Source organism: Burkholderia sp. BCC1977, assembly GCF_905339595.1.
GTDB lineage: Bacteria > Pseudomonadota > Gammaproteobacteria > Burkholderiales > Burkholderiaceae > Burkholderia.
In genome coordinates this window covers 217,174-224,312 of record NZ_CAJPGQ010000006.1, presented here as the reverse complement: position 1 = coordinate 224,312, position 7,139 = coordinate 217,174, and the positions used below count along the sequence as shown (strand labels likewise).

Below are 7,139 nucleotides of genomic sequence, written 5' to 3'. Positions count from 1 at the left end.
TATCGCGTGATCCTGCGGATGCCGTTCGGGCTCAGGCAGGAAACACGCCGGTCGACAGGTAGCGGTCGCCGCGATCGCAGACGATGAACACGATCGTCGCGTTCTCGACCTGACGCGCGATGCGCATCGCGACTTCGCATGCACCACCCGACGAGATGCCGGCAAAGATGCCTTCGACGGCAGCGAGCCGGCGCGCCATCGTTTCGGACGCGGCCTGGCTCACGTTCTCGACGCGATCGACGCGGCTGCGATCGAAGATCGTCGGCATATAGGCCTCCGGCCACTTGCGAATGCCCGGAATGCGCGACCCTTCCTCCGGCTGCGCGCCGACGATTTCGATCGCCGGATTCTGTTCCTTCAGATAGCGCGACGTGCCCATGATCGTGCCCGTCGTGCCCATCGCCGACACGAAGTGCGTGACGCGCCCTTCGGTGTCGCGCCAGATCTCCGGGCCCGTTCCTTCGTAGTGCGCGATCGGGTTGTCGGGGTTGCCGAACTGATCGAGGATCACGCCCTTGCCTTCGCGCTGCATCTGCTCAGCAAGATCGCGCGCCAGTTCCATCCCGCCCTTTACCGGTGTCAGGATGATTTCCGCGCCGTAAGCGGCCATGCTCTGGCGACGCTCGACCGACAGGTCCTCCGGCATGATCAGCACCATCCTGTAACCGCGGATCGCCGCGGCCATCGCGAGCGCGATGCCCGTGTTGCCGCTCGTCGCCTCGATCAGCGTATCGCCCGGCTTGATGCGACCGCGCGCCTCAGCCTTGCTGATCATCGACAGCGCCGGGCGATCCTTCACCGAACCGGCCGGATTGTTGCCTTCCAGCTTCGCGAGCACCACGTTGTTGCGTGCGCGAATCTCGTCGTCCGGCAGGCGGACCAGTTGCACGAGCGGCGTGTTGCCGATCGTGTCTTCGATAGTTTTGTAAGCCATGGAGATACCGTGAGTGCGAGGCCGATCAATCAACTGATTGTAAACCAGCACCGGGGCGCGCGCCGGCAACCCCATCGCGACGATGGAATAGGCGTGCCTCACGATTCACGATTGTGCGCGTGCAGCATGCACGCAAAAAACCCGCGGCATGCCGCGGGAAGCCGTCGCAACGACGGCGACTGAAGGAGCCCTTCGTCTCGTGCGCGTTACTTCTGCGCGGTGCGGGCCGGCGCCGCGACAGGTTTCGCCGCAGCGGGCTTGCCCGCGGCCGGTGCGGCCGGTGCGGCCGGTGCCGCTGCGCTCGGGCCTGCCGCCCCGACCGTCAAGCCCTCCTGCTGAAGGCGCTCGACCGTATGGCCGCCCATGCCTTTCACGCGCGACGCGAGATCTTCTGCATTCCTGAACGGCCCGCGTGCGCCGCGCTCGTCGAGAATCGCCTTGGCCCGCGCGGGGCCGATGCCCTTGATGCCGACGAGCGCATCCTCGTTCGCGGTGTTGACGTCGACGGCCGCCCAGGCCGACGCGATCGCGCCGAACATCGCGGCGGCGGCAAACCATTTCCTGATCATGTGCTGGATCTCCGGTGAAAACGGTCGGCGGCTGCCGACCGTGAGACCCAGTCTAGCGATGCGACGCGTGAACTTAAACCTGGCCGGACAGCCAGCGCACGTAGCGATCGACACCTTCCTGCACCGTCAGGAACGGCGCATCGTAGCCGGCAGCACGCAGTTTGGTCTGGTCGGCCTGCGTGAAGCACTGGTACTTGCCGCGCAGCGCATCCGGGAACGGCACGTATTCGATCAGCCCTTGCTCGACCTGCTGCGCGAGTGTCAGCGGCGGCAGGTTGTCGAGCGCGCGCAGCGTGTTCACGACCGTCGACGCGATGTCGTTGAACGGTTGTGCACGGCCGGTGCCGAGGTTGAAGATGCCCGACTTCTCCGGATGATCGAAGAAGAACAGGTTCACCTTCGCGACGTCCTCGACCGACACGAAGTCGCGCGTCTGCTCGCCCGGCGCATAACCGCTGTATTCGCCGAACAGCTTGACCTTGCCTTCCGCGCGGAACTGGTTGAAGTTGTGGAACGCGACCGACGCCATGCGGCCCTTGTGGGTCTCGCGCGGACCGTACACGTTGAAGTAGCGGAACCCTGCGATCTGGCTCTTCGCGCTCGGCAGCACGCGGCGGATCACCTGGTCGAACAGGAACTTCGAATAGCCGTAGACGTTCAGCGGCGCCTCGACCTCGCGCTCCTCGACGAAACGCGTCGAGCCGCCGTAGATCGCAGCCGACGACGCGTACAGGAACTGCGCGCCCTGCGCGAGGCACGCATCGAGCACCGCGCGGCTGTAGCGGAAGTTGTTGTCCATCATGTAGCGGCCGTCGGTTTCCATCGTGTCCGAACAGGCGCCTTCGTGGAACACCGCGCGCACCTTGCCGAAATCGCCGCGCGCGAAGCGCCCGACGAATTCCGTCTTGTCGAGATAGTCGTCGATCTCGCAATCGACGAGATTGCGGAACTTGTCCGCGCGGGTCAGATTGTCGACCGCGATGATGCGCGACTCGCCGCGCTCGTTGAGCCCTTTGACGATGTTCGCGCCGATAAAACCGGCTGCGCCGGTGACGATGATGGTCATGGTCGTTCTGCCTGAAAAATTACAAGACATGCGGGCGGCGCGCTCGGTGCGCCGCCGAATGCACTCAGTGAAACAGTTCGTCGTAGTCTACCGTGGCCGTACCCAGCTTGCCGACCACGATGCCCGCCGCACGGTTTGCGAGCACGACGGCATCGACGAGCGGCACACCGGCTCCGAGCATCGTCGCGACCGTCGCGATCACGGTATCGCCCGCGCCGGACACGTCGTACACCTCGCGTGCGAGCGCCGGTGCATGCAGCTCACCCGCTGCGGAAAAGAGCGTCATCCCCTCTTCCGAACGCGTGAGCAGCAACGCATCGAGATCGAGCTCCGCACGCAGCGTCGCGACACGCGCGCGCAGGTCGTCTTCCGATTGCCACTGGCCGACGACTTCGCGCAATTCGGCACGGTTCGGCGTGATCAGCGATGCGCCGCGATAGCGCGCCCAGTCGCCGCCCTTCGGATCGACGAGCACCGGCTTGCCGGCCGCGCGCGCCTTCTCGATCATCGTCGTCACGTGCGTCAGACCGCCTTTCGCGTAATCCGACATCAGCACGACGTCGTGCTGCGGCAGCAGCGTATCGAAACGGGCGAGCCCGGCGAGCAGCACCTCGTGCGTCGGCACCGCCTCGAAGTCGACGCGCAGCAGCTGCTGCTGGCGCGCGAGCACGCGCAGCTTGATGGTCGTCGGCAGCGACGCATCGCGTTCGAGGTGGGGCGTCACGCCGCTGCTGTCGAGCAATTCGACGATGCGCTCGCCCGGTTCGTCGCAACCGACCACGCACAGCAGCCCGGCCTGACCGCCGAGCGTCACGGCGTTGCGCGCGACGTTGGCCGCGCCGCCGAGCCGCTCTTCCTGGCGCTGCACGTGCACGACGGGCACCGGCGCTTCCGGCGAAATACGGTCGACGTTGCCGAACCAGTAGCGGTCGAGCATCACGTCACCGACCACGAGCACGCGCGAGCGCGCGAGCTGCGCGCGCGGTACCGGCACCACTTCGCGAAGGATAGTCATCGTGCGCTCATCCACGGGAGGGGGATTGGGGATCGACATGCGGACGCCCGATCGCATGGTAGTCGATGCCGAGTTCGGCCATCGCGTCCGGCTCGTACAGGTTACGTCCGTCGAAGATCACCGGCGCCTTCAGTTCGGCCTTCAGACGCGTGAAATCCGGGCTCCGGAATTCCTTCCACTCGGTGACGATCACGAGCGCATCCGCAGCGGTCACGGCCGCCTCCTGGGTATCGACGAAGTGCAGGCGCGCAAGCGCGTCGGAAGCGTCGCCGAGATCGAGCGCGAACACGCGGCGCGCCTCGTCGATCGCGACCGGATCGTACGCGCGCACGGTCGCGCCACGCCCGAGCAGCGCGGCGATCAGCCGACGGCTCGGCGCCTCGCGCATGTCGTCCGTATTCGGCTTGAACGCGAGGCCCCAGACCGCGAATTCGCGACCGGTCAGGTCCGCGCCGAAGCGCTGCTCGATCTTGCCGATCAGCACGTCCTTCTGTGCGGAGTTGGCCGCTTCGACGGCCTCCAGGATGCGCAGCGGCTGGCCGTTTTCGCCGGCGGTGCGGATCAGCGCCTGCACGTCCTTCGGAAAGCACGAGCCGCCGTAACCGACGCCCGCGTACAGGAAGTGATAGCCGATGCGCGGATCGGAACCGATCCCGCGGCGCACGGCTTCGATGTCGGCACCGACCTTGTCGGCGAGATTCGACATCTCGTTCATGAACGAGATACGCGTCGCGAGCATCGCATTCGCCGCATATTTCGCGAATTCCGCCGAGCGCACGTCCATGTAGATCGTGCGCTCGTGATTGCGGTTGAACGGCGCGTACAGCTTCTTCATCTTCTCGCGCGCCACCGTGCCCGTCTCGTCGTCGTCGACACCGATGATGATCCGGTCCGGGCGCATGAAGTCCTCGACTGCCGCACCTTCCTTCAGGAATTCCGGATTCGATACGACCGAGAAACGATGCGCGACGCTGCCCGCGAGCCCGCGGGCGCCGAGTGCCTCGTCGACCACCGCGCGCACGCGCTGCGCGGTGCCGACCGGCACCGTCGACTTGTCGACGATCACCTTGAAACCGGTCATGAAACGGCCGATGTTGCGCGCGGCCTCGAGCACGTATTGGAGGTCGGCCGAACCGTCCTCGTCGGGCGGCGTGCCGACCGCGATGAACTGGATCTCGCCGTGCGCGACGCTCGCCTCGATGTCGGTCGAGAAGCGCAGACGCCCTGCCGCGCGATTGCGCGCGATGACGTCCAGCAGGCCCGGTTCGTGAATCGGCATCCCGCCATTGTTCAGGATGTCGATCTTGCGCGGATCGACATCCAGACAGAAGACGTCGTGGCCGATCTCGGCAAGACAGGAGCCCGTGACAAGACCGACATAGCCGGTGCCGATGATGGTGATTTTCATAGATGTTCCGGTACGTCCCGGTAATTGACTCACTTGGCCGCCGGGCCGGGCCCGGCGACAACCGCAGCGCGTCGGCGCCGCGCGCCGGGATCAACCCGGCATCGCAGGTTCGACGCGGCGCGGCGCATAGGTTTCCCAGCCGCTGCATCCGGGGCACTGCCAGTAGAAGAGCCGTGCCCGGAAACCGCAATTTTGGCACGTATAGCGTGGCAGATTCTTGGTGCGCTGCTTGATCAGCGTGCGCATCATTTCAAGTTCCTTACGGCGCGGCTCGTCGGCGGCCGCGATCTGCGCATCGAGCAGGTGCAGCATGCCCGACAGGTTCGGCGACTTCTCCATCTGCGTGCGCGCCAGCGTATGCGCCGCTTCCTGGCCGCGCAACCCGGCGATGTGCTGATACGCGACATCGAGCAGGTCGTTCGACGGATAGCGATCGACGTAGCCCATCAGCAGTTCGGCGCCCTCGACCGGCTTGTCGAGCGCGACATACGCCTTCATCAGCTTGTCGGCGACGAGCGGCAGATAAGCGGGGTTCTGCGCCTCGACGCGCTTCCAGTGCTCGATCGCGGCCGCGTGATCGCCCGCCGCCTGCGCGGCATCGCCGGACAGGATCGTCGCACGGACGTTCTGCGGGTTCGCGGCAAGCGCGAGCTTCAGTTGCTCGGCGGCGGCCGCGGTGTTCTTGCGTTGCAGCGCGTCCTGCGCGAGTTCGCAATGGAACTGCGCGATTTCGGTGTCGAGCGGCTTGTCGCTCATCGATTCGATGCGCTTCGCGGTATCGATCGACTTGTTCCAGTCCTTCTCGATCTCGTAGATGGTCAGCAGCGCCCGCTGCGCGCCCAGCGCGTAGTCGCCGTCGGCGAGCCGGTGGAAGGCCTCCTCGGCACGATCAAGCAGGCCGGCCTTCAGGAAATCCTGGCCGAGCTCGTACAGCGCGTGGTCGCGCTCGTTCACCGGCAGGTCCGTGCGGCTCAGCAGGTTCTGGTGCACGCGGATCGCACGGTCCGTTTCGCCGCGGCGGCGAAACAGGTTGCCGAGCGCGAAGTGCAGCTCGACCGTCTCGGGGTCGAGCTTCGCGACCTCGATGAACGCGTCGATCGCCTTGTCCGGTTGTTCGTTCAACAGAAAGTTCAGGCCGCGGAAATACGATCGCGGCAGGTTGGCGCTCTCCGACAGGAGGTTCTTCAGGTCATAGCGTGACGCCGCCCAGCCGAGCGCGAACGCCACCGGAATCGCGAGCAACCACCAGAAATCCAGATCCATGCGAAATATCGAAGCAGAGACGAAAACCGCGCGAGGGTCGCGCGGCGTCCGTGTTAAATGACGGGCGGCATCGGCGGCTGGTCGACGATGGCCGGGGTTTCGCGCGCCGCACGCAGATCGCGCTTCAGGCGCCCGTTCTCGAGGCGCACGCGGAAGATCGCCGGCAGCGCGGACAGCAGGCCGGCCAGCAGCCCCACGACGAAGAACGCGAGGCCGATCAGGATCAGCGGCGCTTGCCATGCGTAGCCAGCAACGAAATTCAGCGTCGCGGTTTGCGTATTGGCCAGTGCGAGCACCAGCAGCAGCACGAACACCAATACCCGGATCAGCCAGACGATAAACTTCATGTAGCCCTCTCTTTGTTGAGGTTTGCCGTGGCGCGCGACTCCCCTTCGCGGCGCCGAATCGACCCGTATTGTAAAGGAAGCGTTTCCGCGTCACCGCACATCCTGCGGATGCGCATTGCCACACGGCAGCCGGAAATGAAAAAAGCGCCCGCAAGGGGCGCTTTTTTCTTCAGCCTTCGCCGGATGGATTCCGGGCAAGCCGAACGACATTCAACGGTCGTCGTCCGGATCATCAGCTTTCAGCGGCTCGCCGGCGCGGCCGTCGACGCGTTCACGCAATTCCTTGCCGGGCTTGAAGTGAGGCACGAACTTCTCGGGCACCTGCACTTTCTCCCCCGACTTCGGGTTGCGTCCGACGCGCGCCGGGCGACGGTTGAGGCCGAAGCTGCCGAAACCCCGAATTTCAATGCGATGCCCTTTCGACAAGGCGTCGGACATCGCATCGAGCATCGTTTTCACCGCGAAATCCGCATCCTTGAGGACAAGTTGCGGAAATCGCAGTGCCAGCTGCGCGACCAACTCGGATTTGGTCATACT

Annotated in this window: 8 protein-coding genes; all 8 read right to left on the bottom strand. The window is 65.3% G+C overall.

Annotated features, from left to right (window positions below):
- Positions 1-31: 31 nt before the first annotated feature.
- A complete protein-coding gene (gene cysM / locus U5771_RS08215; protein WP_322023504.1) occupies positions 32-934 on the bottom strand; it encodes a cysteine synthase CysM in 903 nt (300 codons plus the stop codon).
- Between the two features lie 206 nt (positions 935-1,140).
- Positions 1,141-1,503: a ComEA family DNA-binding protein gene (locus tag U5771_RS08210; protein WP_322023503.1), complete on the bottom strand. Its 363-nt coding sequence runs from the start codon at positions 1,501-1,503 to the stop codon at positions 1,141-1,143.
- Positions 1,504-1,576: 73 nt separating this feature from the next.
- A complete protein-coding gene (gene rfaD, locus U5771_RS08205; RefSeq protein ID WP_322023502.1) occupies positions 1,577-2,569 on the bottom strand; it encodes an ADP-glyceromanno-heptose 6-epimerase in 993 nt (330 codons plus the stop codon).
- Positions 2,570-2,633: 64 nt separating this feature from the next.
- Positions 2,634-3,584: a D-glycero-beta-D-manno-heptose-7-phosphate kinase gene (gene rfaE1 / locus U5771_RS08200; protein ID WP_322023501.1), complete on the bottom strand. Its 951-nt coding sequence runs from the start codon at positions 3,582-3,584 to the stop codon at positions 2,634-2,636.
- Positions 3,585-3,591: 7 nt separating this feature from the next.
- Entirely contained in the window at positions 3,592-4,992 is a 1,401-nt protein-coding gene (locus U5771_RS08195) for a UDP-glucose/GDP-mannose dehydrogenase family protein (protein ID WP_322023500.1), read from the bottom strand.
- Between the two features lie 90 nt (positions 4,993-5,082).
- The gene (gene lapB / locus U5771_RS08190; RefSeq protein ID WP_322023499.1) at positions 5,083-6,255 is read right to left on the bottom strand and encodes a lipopolysaccharide assembly protein LapB; all 1,173 of its coding nucleotides are present in this window, start codon (positions 6,253-6,255) and stop codon (positions 5,083-5,085) included.
- A gap of 53 nt (positions 6,256-6,308) precedes the next feature.
- Positions 6,309-6,602: a LapA family protein gene (locus U5771_RS08185; protein WP_322023498.1), complete on the bottom strand. Its 294-nt coding sequence runs from the start codon at positions 6,600-6,602 to the stop codon at positions 6,309-6,311.
- Positions 6,603-6,812: 210 nt separating this feature from the next.
- Positions 6,813-7,136: an integration host factor subunit beta gene (locus U5771_RS08180; protein WP_322023497.1), complete on the bottom strand. Its 324-nt coding sequence runs from the start codon at positions 7,134-7,136 to the stop codon at positions 6,813-6,815.
- Between the last annotated feature and the right edge of the window lie 3 nt (positions 7,137-7,139).